This window comes from Roseateles chitinivorans (assembly GCF_050632145.1).
Taxonomy (GTDB): domain Bacteria; phylum Pseudomonadota; class Gammaproteobacteria; order Burkholderiales; family Burkholderiaceae_C; genus Roseateles; species Roseateles chitinivorans_B.
Map to the genome: position 1 here is coordinate 2,123,824 of NZ_CP192577.1, position 13,704 is coordinate 2,137,527.

The 13,704-nt window shown below is 60.1% G+C and carries 9 protein-coding genes, 2 tRNA genes and 3 rRNA genes; 7 read left to right on the plus strand and 7 right to left on the minus strand.

Annotated features, from left to right (window positions below):
* Window positions 1–348: 348 nt before the first annotated feature.
* The 5 genes from ACQ86G_RS09710 to rrf all read left to right on the plus strand — a co-directional run bounded on the left by ACQ86G_RS09710 (window position 349) and on the right by rrf (window position 5,691).
* A 16S ribosomal RNA gene (locus tag ACQ86G_RS09710) occupies window positions 349–1,877 on the plus strand.
* A 179-nt stretch (window positions 1,878–2,056) separates the two neighbouring features.
* Window positions 2,057–2,133, plus strand: a tRNA-Ile gene (locus ACQ86G_RS09715).
* Between the two features lie 19 nt (window positions 2,134–2,152).
* Window positions 2,153–2,228, plus strand: a tRNA-Ala gene (locus ACQ86G_RS09720).
* 301 nt (window positions 2,229–2,529) lie between these two features.
* Window positions 2,530–5,409: ribosomal RNA gene (locus ACQ86G_RS09725) — 23S ribosomal RNA — on the plus strand.
* 169 nt (window positions 5,410–5,578) lie between these two features.
* Window positions 5,579–5,691, plus strand: a 5S ribosomal RNA gene (gene rrf / locus ACQ86G_RS09730).
* Together the 16S, 23S and 5S rRNA genes with 2 tRNA genes alongside form the textbook arrangement of a ribosomal RNA operon.
* Before the next feature lie 73 nt (window positions 5,692–5,764).
* Here rrf and ACQ86G_RS09735 read toward each other — a convergent pair.
* Together ACQ86G_RS09735 and ACQ86G_RS09740 are read right to left on the minus strand one after the other, a co-directional pair.
* A complete protein-coding gene (locus ACQ86G_RS09735; RefSeq protein ID WP_431260380.1) occupies window positions 5,765–6,703 on the minus strand; it encodes an MBL fold metallo-hydrolase in 939 nt (312 codons plus the stop codon).
* A 30-nt stretch (window positions 6,704–6,733) separates the two neighbouring features.
* Window positions 6,734–8,428 (minus strand): long-chain-fatty-acid--CoA ligase, encoded by a 1,695-nt coding sequence (locus tag ACQ86G_RS09740; protein ID WP_431260381.1) that lies wholly within the window; start codon window positions 8,426–8,428, stop codon window positions 6,734–6,736.
* 223 nt (window positions 8,429–8,651) lie between these two features.
* Here ACQ86G_RS09740 and ACQ86G_RS09745 point away from each other — a divergent pair, with 223 nt between their 5' ends.
* Entirely contained in the window at window positions 8,652–9,596 is a 945-nt protein-coding gene (locus tag ACQ86G_RS09745; protein ID WP_431260382.1) for an esterase/lipase family protein, read from the plus strand.
* A gap of 12 nt (window positions 9,597–9,608) precedes the next feature.
* On the opposite strand, the gene hppD is transcribed toward ACQ86G_RS09745, so the two are convergent.
* Window positions 9,609–10,733, minus strand: coding sequence for a 4-hydroxyphenylpyruvate dioxygenase (gene hppD, locus ACQ86G_RS09750; protein ID WP_431260383.1), 1,125 nt, complete (start codon window positions 10,731–10,733; stop codon window positions 9,609–9,611).
* Between the two features lie 138 nt (window positions 10,734–10,871).
* Between hppD and ACQ86G_RS09755 the strand changes: the two genes are divergently transcribed.
* A complete protein-coding gene (locus ACQ86G_RS09755) occupies window positions 10,872–11,354 on the plus strand; it encodes an Lrp/AsnC family transcriptional regulator (protein WP_431260384.1) in 483 nt (160 codons plus the stop codon).
* 12 nt (window positions 11,355–11,366) lie between these two features.
* Here the strand turns inward: ACQ86G_RS09755 and ACQ86G_RS09760 are convergent, their stop codons facing one another.
* The 4 genes from ACQ86G_RS09760 to ACQ86G_RS09775 form a co-directional block, all read right to left on the minus strand.
* Window positions 11,367–11,978: a methyltransferase domain-containing protein gene (locus tag ACQ86G_RS09760; protein WP_431260385.1), complete on the minus strand. Its 612-nt coding sequence runs from the start codon at window positions 11,976–11,978 to the stop codon at window positions 11,367–11,369.
* 61 nt (window positions 11,979–12,039) lie between these two features.
* Window positions 12,040–12,942, minus strand: a complete 903-nt coding sequence (locus tag ACQ86G_RS09765; protein WP_431260386.1) for an HDOD domain-containing protein — start codon at window positions 12,940–12,942, stop codon at window positions 12,040–12,042.
* A 117-nt stretch (window positions 12,943–13,059) separates the two neighbouring features.
* Window positions 13,060–13,314 carry a hypothetical protein gene (locus ACQ86G_RS09770; protein ID WP_431260387.1) on the minus strand — a complete coding sequence of 85 codons (255 nt, stop codon included), beginning with the start codon at window positions 13,312–13,314 and terminating at the stop codon, window positions 13,060–13,062.
* Window positions 13,315–13,380: 66 nt separating this feature from the next.
* The gene (locus ACQ86G_RS09775) at window positions 13,381–13,566 is read right to left on the minus strand and encodes a hypothetical protein (RefSeq protein ID WP_431260388.1); all 186 of its coding nucleotides are present in this window, start codon (window positions 13,564–13,566) and stop codon (window positions 13,381–13,383) included.
* Between the last annotated feature and the right edge of the window lie 138 nt (window positions 13,567–13,704).

Here is a 13,704-nt window from a genome sequence, read left to right on the forward strand (position 1 = left end):
TCTCTGCTTGCAGAGATCAGCGCTTCGCGGAGTGTTGATCTCTGAGGCTGAGACGGCGTCAATCTGATCATGAAAATGATCGAGAAAGATGCTTGACAAGTTCAAACGAACTCGTTTATAGTCTCATCTCTGCGCTGCTGACGACAAGTTGGCGACGCGACGAAGAAAGCGGCGGAAGGCTGAGGCCTGAAGCGAAAGCTGCTTCGATGTTCTTTAAGAATTTACAGCCGATAAGCGTGGGCGTCTGGACGAGCGACCTGAGAAGGTTAAATCGCTAGATGCTCACGGAAGAAAGAATGAAGCTATGAAAGTAGTCTTTGTTCGATTCCGTTGAGTTTATTCAAGATCGAACTGTAGAGTTTGATCCTGGCTCAGATTGAACGCTGGCGGCATGCCTTACACATGCAAGTCGAACGGTAACGCGGGGCAACCTGGCGACGAGTGGCGAACGGGTGAGTAATATATCGGAACGTGCCCAGTTGTGGGGGATAACTGCTCGAAAGAGCAGCTAATACCGCATACGACCTGAGGGTGAAAGCGGGGGATCGCAAGACCTCGCGCAATTGGAGCGGCCGATATCAGATTAGGTAGTTGGTGGGGTAAAGGCCTACCAAGCCGACGATCTGTAGCTGGTCTGAGAGGACGACCAGCCACACTGGGACTGAGACACGGCCCAGACTCCTACGGGAGGCAGCAGTGGGGAATTTTGGACAATGGGGGCAACCCTGATCCAGCCATGCCGCGTGCGGGAAGAAGGCCTTCGGGTTGTAAACCGCTTTTGTCAGGGAAGAAAAGACTCCTACTAATACTGGGGGTTCATGACGGTACCTGAAGAATAAGCACCGGCTAACTACGTGCCAGCAGCCGCGGTAATACGTAGGGTGCAAGCGTTAATCGGAATTACTGGGCGTAAAGCGTGCGCAGGCGGTTATGCAAGACAGATGTGAAATCCCCGGGCTCAACCTGGGAACTGCATTTGTGACTGCATGGCTAGAGTACGGTAGAGGGGGATGGAATTCCGCGTGTAGCAGTGAAATGCGTAGATATGCGGAGGAACACCGATGGCGAAGGCAATCCCCTGGACCTGTACTGACGCTCATGCACGAAAGCGTGGGGAGCAAACAGGATTAGATACCCTGGTAGTCCACGCCCTAAACGATGTCAACTGGTTGTTGGGAGGGTTTCTTCTCAGTAACGTAGCTAACGCGTGAAGTTGACCGCCTGGGGAGTACGGCCGCAAGGTTGAAACTCAAAGGAATTGACGGGGACCCGCACAAGCGGTGGATGATGTGGTTTAATTCGATGCAACGCGAAAAACCTTACCTACCCTTGACATGCCAGGAATCCTGCAGAGATGTGGGAGTGCTCGAAAGAGAACCTGGACACAGGTGCTGCATGGCCGTCGTCAGCTCGTGTCGTGAGATGTTGGGTTAAGTCCCGCAACGAGCGCAACCCTTGTCATTAGTTGCTACGAAAGGGCACTCTAATGAGACTGCCGGTGACAAACCGGAGGAAGGTGGGGATGACGTCAGGTCATCATGGCCCTTATGGGTAGGGCTACACACGTCATACAATGGCCGGGACAGAGGGCTGCCAACCCGCGAGGGGGAGCTAATCCCAGAAACCCGGTCGTAGTCCGGATCGCAGTCTGCAACTCGACTGCGTGAAGTCGGAATCGCTAGTAATCGCGGATCAGCTTGCCGCGGTGAATACGTTCCCGGGTCTTGTACACACCGCCCGTCACACCATGGGAGCGGGTTCTGCCAGAAGTAGTTAGCCTAACCGCAAGGAGGGCGATTACCACGGCAGGGTTCGTGACTGGGGTGAAGTCGTAACAAGGTAGCCGTATCGGAAGGTGCGGCTGGATCACCTCCTTTCTAGAGATGACAAGACCGTTGTCTGGCTTAGGTCAGAGAATTGAGTCGAGTCCACATAAGCGAGTTCAGCGCGCCCACACTTATCGGCTGTAGACACACAACAGTGAGTGAGAAAACGCGTGAGCCTGGTGAGCTGGCCTTGCCGGTTGGCGCGATACAGGAGCACGCAAGAAACGCGTGGGTCTGTAGCTCAGTCGGTTAGAGCACCGTCTTGATAAGGCGGGGGTCGCTGGTTCGAATCCAGCCAGACCCACCACGGGGATCGTCAAGATCTTGGGGGATTAGCTCAGCTGGGAGAGCACCTGCTTTGCAAGCAGGGGGTCGTCGGTTCGATCCCGTCATCCTCCACCAATCACTTCACATGGGTGGCAAACCACAGCGTCCAAATGGGCACTGTGGTTTGCCAGTCTCGACTTTTTAGTCGGCTGTTGTTCTTTAACAATTCGTAGAGTCGAATCAGCGTTGCTGGCGGAAAGCTTAGCGCTTCGTAAAGGGGCGCGGCACCGTGCCGCCAGCGACATTTGATTGCGTCAACAAACTTCAACTCTGAAAAGAGTAGAAATTGAAGAACGGCGAACGCGTGATACTCAAATAAATGCTCAAGTTGTTGAGCATCTGTCCTTGACGACATCTGCGGATGTCAAAGTTATAGGGTCAAGTGACTAAGTGCATGTGGTGGATGCCTTGGCGATTACAGGCGACGAAGGACGTGATAGCCTGCGATAAGCTTCGGGGAGCTGGCAAATAAGCTTTGATCCGGAGATTTCCGAATGGGGAAACCCACCTCGATTAGAGGTATCGCATACTGAATACATAGGTATGCGAGGCGAACCGGGTGAACTGAAACATCTCAGTAGCTCGAGGAAAAGACATCAACCGAGATTCCGAAAGTAGTGGCGAGCGAAATCGGAGTAGCCCTCGTGTTTTAGCAGTTGGCATATCAGAACGGAATGGAAAGTCCGGCCATAGCGGGTGATAGCCCCGTATGAGAAATGTCGATTGTGGAACTAGGCACGAATAGAGTAGGGCGGGACACGTGAAATCCTGTCTGAATATGGGGGGACCATCCTCCAAGGCTAAATACTCGTAATCGACCGATAGTGAACAAGTACCGTGAGGGAAAGGCGAAAAGAACCCCGGGAGGGAGTGAAATAGATCCTGAAACCGCATGCATACAAAAAGTAGGAGCCCGCAAGGGTGACTGCGTACCTTTTGTATAATGGGTCAGCGACTTACATTCAGTGGCGAGGTTAACCGAATAGGGTAGCCGTAGAGAAATCGAGTCCGAATAGGGCGATTCAGTCGCTGGGTGTAGACCCGAAACCAGGTGATCTATCCATGGCCAGGATGAAGGTACCGTAACAGGTGCTGGAGGTCCGAACCGACTAGTGTTGCAAAACTAGCGGATGAGCTGTGGATAGGGGTGAAAGGCTAAACAAACCTGGAGATAGCTGGTTCTCTCCGAAAACTATTTAGGTAGTGCCTCAAGTATTACCTTCGGGGGTAGAGCACTGTTTAGGCTAGGGGGTCATGGCGACTTACCAAACCTATGCAAACTCCGAATACCGAAGAGTACAGCTTGGGAGACAGAGCACCGGGTGCTAACGTCCGGACTCAAGAGGGAAACAACCCAGACCGCCAGCTAAGGTCCCTAAAATTGGCTAAGTGGGAAACGAAGTGGGAAGGCTAAAACAGTCAGGATGTTGGCTTAGAAGCAGCCATCATTTAAAGAAAGCGTAATAGCTCACTGATCGAGTCGTCCTGCGCGGAAGATGTAACGGGGCTAAGCCAGTTACCGAAGCTGCGGATGCACAGTTTACTGTGCGTGGTAGGAGAGCGTTCTGTACGCCTGTGAAGGTGGGTCGTGAGGCCTGCTGGAGGTATCAGAAGTGCGAATGCTGACATGAGTAGCGTTAAAGGGGGTGAAAAGCCCCCTCGCCGAAAGCGCAAGGTTTCCTACGCAACGTTCATCGGCGTAGGGTGAGTCGGCCCCTAAGGCGAGGCAGAGATGCGTAGCTGATGGGAAACAGGTCAATATTCCTGTACCGATCAATAGTGCGATGTGGGGACGGAGAAGGTTAGCTCAGCCGGGTGTTGGATGTCCCGGTTCAAGCCTGTAGTCGTGCCTGGTAGGCAAATCCGCCGGGCTTAGATGAGGGGTGATAACGAGTCTGCTTGCAGACGAAGTGAGTGATACCCTGCTTCCAGGAAAAGCCACTAAGCTTCAGCTATTGACGACCGTACCGCAAACCGACACTGGTGCGCGAGATGAGTATTCTAAGGCGCTTGAGAGAACTCTGGAGAAGGAACTCGGCAAATTGACACCGTAACTTCGGAAGAAGGTGTGCCTTTAGTAGGTGATCCATTTACTTGGTTAGCCCAATGAGGCCGCAGAGAATCGGTGGCTGCAACTGTTTATTAAAAACACAGCACTCTGCAAAGACGAAAGTCGACGTATAGGGTGTGACTCCTGCCCGGTGCTGGAAGATTAAATGATGGGGTGCAAGCTCTTGACTGAAGTCCCAGTAAACGGCGGCCGTAACTATAACGGTCCTAAGGTAGCGAAATTCCTTGTCGGGTAAGTTCCGACCTGCACGAATGGAGTAATGATGGCCACACTGTCTCCTCCAGAGACTCAGCGAAGTTGAAATGTTTGTGATGATGCAATCTCCCCGCGGAAAGACGGAAAGACCCCATGAACCTTTACTGTAGCTTTACATTGGACTTTGAACAGATCTGTGTAGGATAGGTGGGAGGCTTTGAAACCCGGTCGCTAGATCGGGTGGAGCCAACGTTGAAATACCACCCTGGTGTGTTTGAGGTTCTAACCTTGGCCCGTTATCCGGGTTGGGGACAGTGTATGGTGGGCAGTTTGACTGGGGCGGTCTCCTCCCAAAGTGTAACGGAGGAGTTCGAAGGTACGCTAAATACGGTCGGAAATCGTGTTGATAGTGCATTGGCATAAGCGTGCTTGACTGCGAGACTGACAAGTCGAGCAGGTACGAAAGTAGGACAAAGTGATCCGGTGGTTCTGTATGGAAGGGCCATCGCTCAACGGATAAAAGGTACTCTGGGGATAACAGGCTGATACCGCCCAAGAGTTCATATCGACGGCGGTGTTTGGCACCTCGATGTCGGCTCATCTCATCCTGGGGCTGTAGCCGGTCCCAAGGGTATGGCTGTTCGCCATTTAAAGAGGTACGTGAGCTGGGTTTAAAACGTCGTGAGACAGTTTGGTCCCTATCTTCCGTGGGCGCTGCAAGATTGAGAGAGCCTGCTCCTAGTACGAGAGGACCGGAGTGGACGCACCTCTGGTGTATCGGTTGTCACGCCAGTGGCATCGCCGAGTAGCTAAGTGCGGAAGAGATAACCGCTGAAAGCATCTAAGCGGGAAACTCGTCTCAAGATGAGTCTTGCCGGGGCCTAGAGCCCCCTGAAGGGTCGTTCAAGACCAGGACGTTGATAGGCTGGGTGTGGAAGCGCAGTAATGCGTTAAGCTAACCAGTACTAATTGCCCGTGAGGCTTGACCCTATAACTTTGACACTCAAAACGTCAAGGTGAGTGGTCACGCAGATCAACTCCCATCCCGGGATGTCTGATCAAAACCGTTCTTCAATCCCTGAAGACGCAATCAAACCAAAGCTGATTTGACTCTACCGAATTGGGCCTGCTGAGCTCCTCAGCAAGCCAACCAGTCAAGCCTGATGACCATAGCGAGTCGGTCCCACCCCTTCCCATCCCGAACAGGACCGTGAAACGACTCAGCGCCGATGATAGTGCGGATTCCCGTGTGAAAGTAGGTCATCGTCAGGCTAATACACCGCCAAACCCCTCGATCAGCAATGATCGAGGGGTTTTGTCTTTTCTGAATTGCTTCGGTGATTGTTCAGGTCTCGCGCACAGATATCGTTGTCGACTGCTGTCTCAGCGCGCCCGCTTGCACGAGATCTCGTACCAACTGCGTCGCCCATTCAGAAATTGGCTCATCGCCGAAGAAGCGTTGCCACACGCTGATCAGAATCGGAATTCTCAAAAGCCATTCCTTGAGGTCTTCCATTGAACTCTGCCTGATCTCTAGCATGTGGAAGACGGTCAGCGCTTTGGCGGCGTGCAGTGCATGCCGTCCGGGCTCGCGTTGGAAATACTGGAGACGCTCACGTGCCGTGATCAGGGCGGCCTGGACCGCGTGAAAGGGTGCTCCATGGCCCGGAATGACGATTCTTGGTCGAAGGGCTTCAATGATGTCGAGCGTGGCCCGGACCTCCGTGAAGGCGTCGTGGCCGTCGAGTTCGGGAAAGATGATCCCGAAGCCTCGTTCCCACAAAGCGTCGGCCGATATGAGCGTGCCGGTTTCGGGTTCGAAGAGGATCACCGAGTTGGGATCATGACCTGGCGCTGAATGGATCTGCCACTCGCGCCCGGCTTGCCGCAGCGTCTGACCCGGCATCAATTTGCCGGTAGGACTGAAACGCTCGCACTGCTGCCCAGTCACCTGATAACTCAGTGCGGACTCGTCCCAATGCTCCACGGCGGAGAACTCGCCTGGCGGTATCAGGATCGAGCATTGATATCGTTCGGCGACCGCGCGATTTCCACCGCAATGATCGGAATGGAGGTGCGTATTGGCGATGAGGCGGACGTTCTCTCGCGGCCGCAAGGCGGCAGCGACCAAGGCGAGTGTCTGGCCGACATGGGCTGCATACCCCGTGTCGACCAACACGGCGCCCTCTTCAGGTGTTGCGCCATGCAGCAGAATATTGTTGGATGAGAGCCACCCCCGCTCCAGCACGGTGATATTGGCAGGAAGCGCCGGCGGCTGATTCATCGTCGCGAGAATACGAAATTGGCAGGCAGGTTATTGACGGAGCTCGCGCCGCAAGATTTTTCCGACGTTTGTCTTCGGTAATTCATCCCGGAACTCGATGTATTTGGGGCGCTTGTAGCCCGTCAACTGCTTGTGGCAGTAGGCGGACAGATCCTCCTCGGCGAGTGCCGAGTCCTTCTTGATAACGAAGAGTTTGACCGCCTCGCCAGAGTGCTGATCGGGTACACCGATCGCGGCACATTCGAGCACCCCCGGGTGCAGATTCACGACCTGTTCGATCTCCGTGGGATACACGTTGAATCCGCTGACCAGAATCATGTCTTTTTTGCGATCGACGATGCGCGTGAAGCCATCGGCGTCCATGACGCCGATGTCTCCGGTCTTGAAGAATCCGTCCGGACCGATGGCTTGCGCCGTGTCTTCCGGTCGATTCCAGTATCCCGCCATGACCTGCGGTCCGCGGATGCAGATCTCGCCGCGCTGGCCGAGCGGGACGTCGTTGCCATCGTCATCGCGGATGGCGATTTCGGTATTCGGGACCGGCAGGCCGATCGATCCGTTGAACTGATCCAGATCGAGTCGATTGATCGTTGCAACCGGCGAGGTTTCCGACAGACCATACCCCTCGACGACGGGGCAACCGGTGATGCGGGCCCACTTCTCCGCCGTGGCTTGCTGAACGGCCATGCCTCCGCCGTTCGAGATCACCAGCTCGCTGAAATCGAGCTTCGCGAACGCCGGATCGTTGGCCAACGCATTGAAGAGCGTGTTGACCGCGGGGAACATGTTCACGCGGTAATTGCGCAGGGTGGCGATCAAGCCGGGAATATCGCGCGGGTTCGGGATCAGGAGATTCATGATCCCCATGCGCGCCCCCAGCATGTAGCAGGCCGTCAGCGCGAAGATGTGATAAAGCGGCAGCGCGCAGACGATGGTCAAGGGTTTGTCGCCGAGCTTGCCGAGCATCGGCGCAAACCACGCTTCGCTCTGGAGGATGTTGGCGACGACATTGCGATGGAGCAGCGTGGCCCCCTTCGACAAGCCCGTCGTCCCGCCGGTGTACTGGAGGAATGCGGGATCTTCGGCGCCCACGTGGACGGGCTTGAGCGACAAGCCGGCCCCGTCTGTCAAAGCCTTGTTGAAGCGTGTGACGGTGCGGCCGCCGGTGAGCGGCAAGCGGAACTCCGGCACCATCTTCTTCACGTGCCGGATCACGAAGTTGATCAACGGCCGACGCCACCAACCCAGCATGTCGCCGAGTCCGGTGAGGACCACGTGCTTGACCTGCGTCCGATCGATGACCTCCGACAAGGTCTTGGCGAAGTTCTCGAGCACGATGATCGCTTCGGCGCCGGAATCCTTCAGCTGATGCTCGAGCTCGCGCGGCGTGTACAGCGGATTGACGTTGACCACGACATACCCTGCACGCAGGATCGCGGCGATCGTCACCATGTACTGAAGTACGTTGGGCATCATGATGGCCACGCGTGCACCTCGGGACAGGCCGCGCTGCTGTAGCCAGGCACCCAGCGCGGCGGAGAGTTCGTCCACTTGCGCGAAGGTCAGGCGCTGGTCCATGCAGGCCGCCGCGTCGCGGCGTGCGTGCTTTCGGAAGGCCTCTTCAAGGAGCGCCACCAGCGAGGGATAGACATCGACGGGGATCTCAGCGGGAACGCCGGGCGGATAGTTTTTCAGCCAGGGCTTGTCGGTGTGCGTTGCAGTCATGTCTCCTCGTCGCGTTCTTGGTGTGTGGAGGGGCAAGCCCCGGAGGAACTGCCGATGCTGGCGGCTGGCACGGCCTCGTCGTAGCGGGGATGCCCTAGGCAGGCTCGTCACGTGAGGGACAACGCTGGTGCTCCGACGCGCAGGGCCGTCGATCTGAGGATTTTCCGAAGCGAAGCGCTGGTCTAGCCCGCCCCTACACTCGATCCTTTTCCCGGGAGTCCGGATGAACGGCCGGCTGCAGCGCCTCTTTTCCGTGTTTCGTTGGATCGTCGGTCCGCTGCTGGCCCTGTGGGCGGTTGGTCACTGGGGCGCCTGGATCGGCATCGCGGTGCTGGCGTTGTTCGTGCTCGGACCGCCGCTGACGATGCTGCCGCACTTCCTGGTCCTGCGCGTCGTGCCGCCGGCGCCGGGGCTGCCGACCGCTCCGTTGGGGGACTTGCTGCAAGCCTGGTGGCGCGAGGTCGTCGTCGTGACGAAAGTGTTCTGCTGGCACCAGCCATGGGCCGAGCACCGGGAGCCCGATCTGCTGCCTGAGGCGGCGCAGGCGCGCGGTCGCCGCGGCGTGGTGCTCCTGCACGGCTACAACTGCAATCGCGGCATGTGGAACGCCTGGATGAAGGCGTTGCGCGTGCGGGGCGTCCCCTTCATCGCAGTCACGCAGGAGCCGGCGTTCGGCTCGATCGACCGTTACGCGCCCCAGATCGACGCCGCCATGCGCACGTTGCAGGAGCGCACCGGTCTGGCGCCGCTGATCGTCGCGCACAGCATGGGCGGCTTGAGCGCCCGCGCCTGGTGGCGCAGTCAGGGCCATGCCCTCGATCGCATCCACCGCATCCTGACGCTGGGCACGCCGCATCACGGCACGCTGCTGGCGAAACTCGGCACCACCGAGAACGCCCGCCAGATGCGAGGCGACTCGGAATGGCTGAACCAGATGGCCCGCGATGAGCCCGCGCAGTTCGCCGGCCACTTCGATTGCCTTTACGGGCACTGCGACCAGATCGTGTTCCCGGCGGAGACGGCGATCCTGCCGGGCGCCCGTGTCCTGCACCTCCCGGCGCGCGGACATCTGCAACTGGTGTTCGAGCCGCAGGCGTTCGAGCGGGCCTTGCAACTGCTCGAAGAGCCCGCCCTGAGCGCACCGCAGAAGGTGAGCAGGGCGGGTTGAGTCAGTCGGCGATCAGGCGTCTGCTTTCAGCACGCCGCGGCGGATCTGGTCGAGCTCGATGCTCTCGAACAGCGCCTTGAAGTTGCCTTCGCCGAAGCCCTCGTTGCCCTTGCGCTGGATGATCTCGAAGAAGATCGGCCCGATCACTTCCTTGGTGAAGATCTGCAGCAGCAGCTCGTGCGGCGCGCCCTGGTGCGCGGCGCCGTCGATCAGGATGCGCAGGCGGCGCAGCTCGTCGAGGTTCTCGCCGTGCTCGGGCAGGCGTTTGGCGACCAGGTCGTAGTAGGTCTCGATCGTGTCCTGGAAGACGACACCGGTCCCGCGCATGCCTTCGATGCTGCCGTAGATGTCGTCGGTGCCGAGCGCGACGTGCTGGATGCCTTCGCCGTGGTACAGGTCCAGGTACTCCGCGATCTGGCTCTTGTCGTCGCTGCTCTCGTTGATCGGGATGCGGATCTTGCCGCAGGGGCTGGTCATGGCCTTGGACTTCAGGCCGGTCAATTTGCCTTCGATGTCGAAGTAGCGGACCTCGCGGAAGTTGAACAGGCGCTCGTAGAACTCAGCCCATTCCTTCATGCGACCGCGGAAGACGTTATGGGTCAGGTGGTCGATGTAGGTGAGACCGTGGCCCTTGGGCGTCGACTGCACCGGCTTGCCTTCGGCGTCGAGCAGCGGCACGAAATCCACGTCGTAGATGCTGATGTTGCCGATCTCGCCAGCGGCCGCACCATTCTTGCCTTGCCAGCGGTCGACGAAGTAGATCAGCGAGTCGCCGATGCCCTTGATCGCCGGGATGTTCAGCTCCATCGGGCCGGCCTTGTTGTCGAAGCCCCAGGCGCCCAGCTCCAGCGCACGGCGATAGGCGAAGGCGGCGTCCTTGACGCGGAACGCGATCGCGCAGATCGACGGGCCGTGCATCCGCGCGAAGCGTTGCGCGAACGCGTCCTGCTCGGCGTTGATGATGAAGTTCACATCGCCCTGGCGATACAGCGTCACGTCCTTGTGGCGGTGACGGGCGACGGCGACGAAGCCCATCGAGGTGAACAGCGCGCCGAGCGCGGCGGGATCGGGGGCGGCGAACTCGATGAACTCGAAGCCGTCGGTGCCCATCGGGTTGTCCCAGGGGGTGAATGCCATGTGTGTCTCCGAAACCCCGGTCAAGGGGATCTGGTCAGGAATGCGATGGCGTCACTGTAGAAGGTGGGAAGCGCAGGATTTCTGCGATCCACGTCGTGGTCACGGGGTGGTACGCAGGAATCCTGCAAGAATCCGGCCATGGACAAGCAGATCGGGCTTGATGCGATCGACCGACGCATCCTCCACGCCCTTCAGGCCGACGGCCGCATGACCTACGACGCGTTGGCGGCGCAGGTCAACCTGTCGTCGTCCGCGGTATTGCGCCGGGTCCGGCGGCTGGAGGAAGACGGCGTGATCACCGCGTACGTGGCCCTGGTGAATCCGGAGCGTGTCGGGCTCGGGCTCACGGCCTACATCAACGTCCGGCTCGAGAAGCACACCGAGAGCCACAAGCGCACGCCGATGGACCTGTTCCGCGCGGCAGTGCAGACCTGGCCCGAAGTGGTGGAATGCGCCGCCCTGACGGGGGAGATGGACTACCTGCTGCGCGTGCTGGTCGAGGACATGAGCCACTACGCGCGCTTCATCAGCGACACGCTGCTGCGTCATCCCAGCGTGCAGGATTGCAAGACGAGCTTCGTGCTCGACCGGCTGAAGAACACGACCGCGCTGCCGGTGTGACCGGATGCGCCGTCAGCGGCGTTCCAGCACCACGGCCAACTCGAACCAACCCCGCTCATGGGGCCGTTGCGCGTAGGGCGGTGCGGGCCACTTCCACAGGGCAAGCGGGAACAGCGCGCGCACCGCATTGATGTCGCAGTGGTACGGCGGGCCGACGACCTGACCCTGCTCGGACTCTTCGCGTCGGGCCTGCATGAACAGCGCCAGCAGCCGTCCGCCGGGCTTCAGCCAGCGCTGCAGCTGCTCGGCGTAGGTCGTCCATTGATCGGGGTGCAGCGCGCAGAGGCAGGTCTGTTCGTAGACGAGGTCGAGCGGTTGATCCGGACGCCAGGCCAGGACGTCCGCCTGCTCGACGCGACCCGGCAGATGCTCGTCCTTGAGCTTGGCGCGGGCGCTCTCGACGGCGGCCGGCGTGTAGTCGAGCCCCGTCACGTCGAGGCCTCCCCGTGCCAGCACCGCGAGTTCATGACCGCGACCGCAGCCCGGCACCACGATCCGTTGGCCCTTGCCGAGCAGGCCTTCGCTCAACCAGACCGCCAGCTGCGGATGCGGGCCACCGCGATCCCACCCGGTCTGTCCGGTCTCGAACCGTTGTTGCCAGAACGCTTGATCGGGGCCGGCCATGGTGCTGTCTCCTCGCGGTGTCCGCGTCTTGTGAAGCGGGCAGCGTAACGCCGCGCGAGGATCAGACGACGCCGTCGACCTCGTGGACGAGTTTCAGCGTGTGGGCCGGAGAGAGGCTCATCAGCTCGCCGATCTCGATGAGATCGTCCGGCACGGCCGGGTTCTCCCAGCTCTGCGCCGTGTGCCGCGCCAGACGAACCGCCAGCATCACGCTGCGGACCTGCGGGTCGTGGACCTTCTTGTCGTCGACGATGTGGGCGAGCAGTTCCGGCAGATGCCAGGTGCGCATCAGCGCCTGCTCCAGGTCGCCGAGCTCCACGTTGAGCACGGCCCGCTGTGCCGCGACGCTGCGCAACGTCGGGTCGGCTTCCTGACGACGCTGGATCTCGAGCGCCAGGTCGGGGGCCTCGCACCACAGCAGCATCTCGGAGAAATCGTGCAGCAGCGCGGCGCTGTGGACGACGGCCGCGTCCGGGTCGGCGCGGTGCGCGGCAAAGCCCAGCGCGAAGCGGGCCGCGCGTTCGGCGCGATGCAGCACGCGCTGGATGCCGGCGAGCGCATCCGGCCGGTCCGCCAGGCGCTGCTCGACCGTCGGCTGTTCGCCGAAGGCCTTGAAGAAGGGAGTGATGCCCATCAGCACCAGCGCGGCCGTGACCGTCTCGGTGTCGGTCAGCAGCCGGCTGGAGCGCTGCGACGCGGCATGCGCCAGCAGCTTGAGCGTCATCAGCGGGTCCTTGCTCAGGAACTCGCCGAGCAGGTGCGCATCGACCGCGTCCTCATTCGCGCGCCAGAGCTCCAGCTGCTCGGCCGTGCTGGCCAGCACCGGGATCTCCATGTCGCGGAAGCGGGCCGTCCACGCCGCCAGATCCGGCAAGGGCCGGGTCAGCGGCTGGAACGGCGTCTGCAGACTTCCCGGTCCGTTCCCGGACGGGGCAGACGCAGCGGGCGGAGCGCTCTGGGTCATGAAGCGGGGTCGTCGCGTGGGCGGCGATGCACGGTGAACGTTGTTCATCGTATATCGGCTCGGCCCCTGCGAGCTTGATCCCCACCGCGGCCACGGCGACCGCGAGCCAGAGCGGCATCACAGCCGTTGCACACCCGCGAGGGTGCCCTGCAGTTGGCCGTCGACGTAGATCCGGCCGGCGCCATCGGCGTCGACATGGAACTCCAGCCCGGTGGCCGGTGCTTCCTCCCGGCGCGCCGCCGGAGCGACGTGCCAGGCCCAGCTGATCAGGCGCCCGCCGGCGCTGAGCAGCAGGATCGCCAGCCAGCCCCGCAGGCTTTGCTGACGGACCAGGCCATGCATGCGGCCCGGCATCAAGGTGATCTCTTGCATTTCTAGTCTCCCTGGGCGGCCTGCGCCGGACCGGGAAGACATCCCGTTCCGTCGGAGGCTACCCGTTCAAGGGCTGAAGTCGTCGTGCCGCTGAAGCGCGCGCTTCAGGGCCTGCTGTTCCTGCTGGCGGCGGCCGCCGGCGGAGGGGCCGTGACGGCCCGCGGAACGGCCGTGGCCCAGGGCCACGAAGGGATTGCGCGGCTTGCGCGGTGTGATGGCGAGACGCGGACGGGGAGTGGTGAACTGGGCCATGGCAGCCTCCTGTGATGACAGACGGAAAGGGGACGGAATGGGGTCGAACAGCCTGAGCGCCTCGGTCCCGGGACGGCGCCAGACAGCGCGGCCGTTGCGGCGGGGGCTCAAAGTTGCGCAGATGATAAACATCTGATT

Coding starts and splice junctions, on each gene's coding strand:
- ACQ86G_RS09775 (WP_431260388.1), bottom strand. CDS start 13,566: ATGGCCCAGTTCACCACTCCCCGTCCGCGTCTCGCCATCACACCGCGC.
- ACQ86G_RS09770 (WP_431260387.1), bottom strand. CDS start 13,314: ATGCAAGAGATCACCTTGATGCCGGGCCGCATGCATGGCCTGGTCCGT.
- hppD (WP_431260383.1), bottom strand. CDS start 10,733: ATGGCATTCACCCCCTGGGACAACCCGATGGGCACCGACGGCTTCGAG.
- ACQ86G_RS09740 (WP_431260381.1), bottom strand. CDS start 8,428: ATGACTGCAACGCACACCGACAAGCCCTGGCTGAAAAACTATCCGCCC.
- ACQ86G_RS09755 (WP_431260384.1), top strand. CDS start 10,872: ATGGACAAGCAGATCGGGCTTGATGCGATCGACCGACGCATCCTCCAC.
- ACQ86G_RS09760 (WP_431260385.1), bottom strand. CDS start 11,978: ATGGCCGGCCCCGATCAAGCGTTCTGGCAACAACGGTTCGAGACCGGA.
- ACQ86G_RS09765 (WP_431260386.1), bottom strand. CDS start 12,942: ATGACCCAGAGCGCTCCGCCCGCTGCGTCTGCCCCGTCCGGGAACGGA.
- ACQ86G_RS09735 (WP_431260380.1), bottom strand. CDS start 6,703: ATGAATCAGCCGCCGGCGCTTCCTGCCAATATCACCGTGCTGGAGCGG.
- ACQ86G_RS09745 (WP_431260382.1), top strand. CDS start 8,652: ATGAACGGCCGGCTGCAGCGCCTCTTTTCCGTGTTTCGTTGGATCGTC.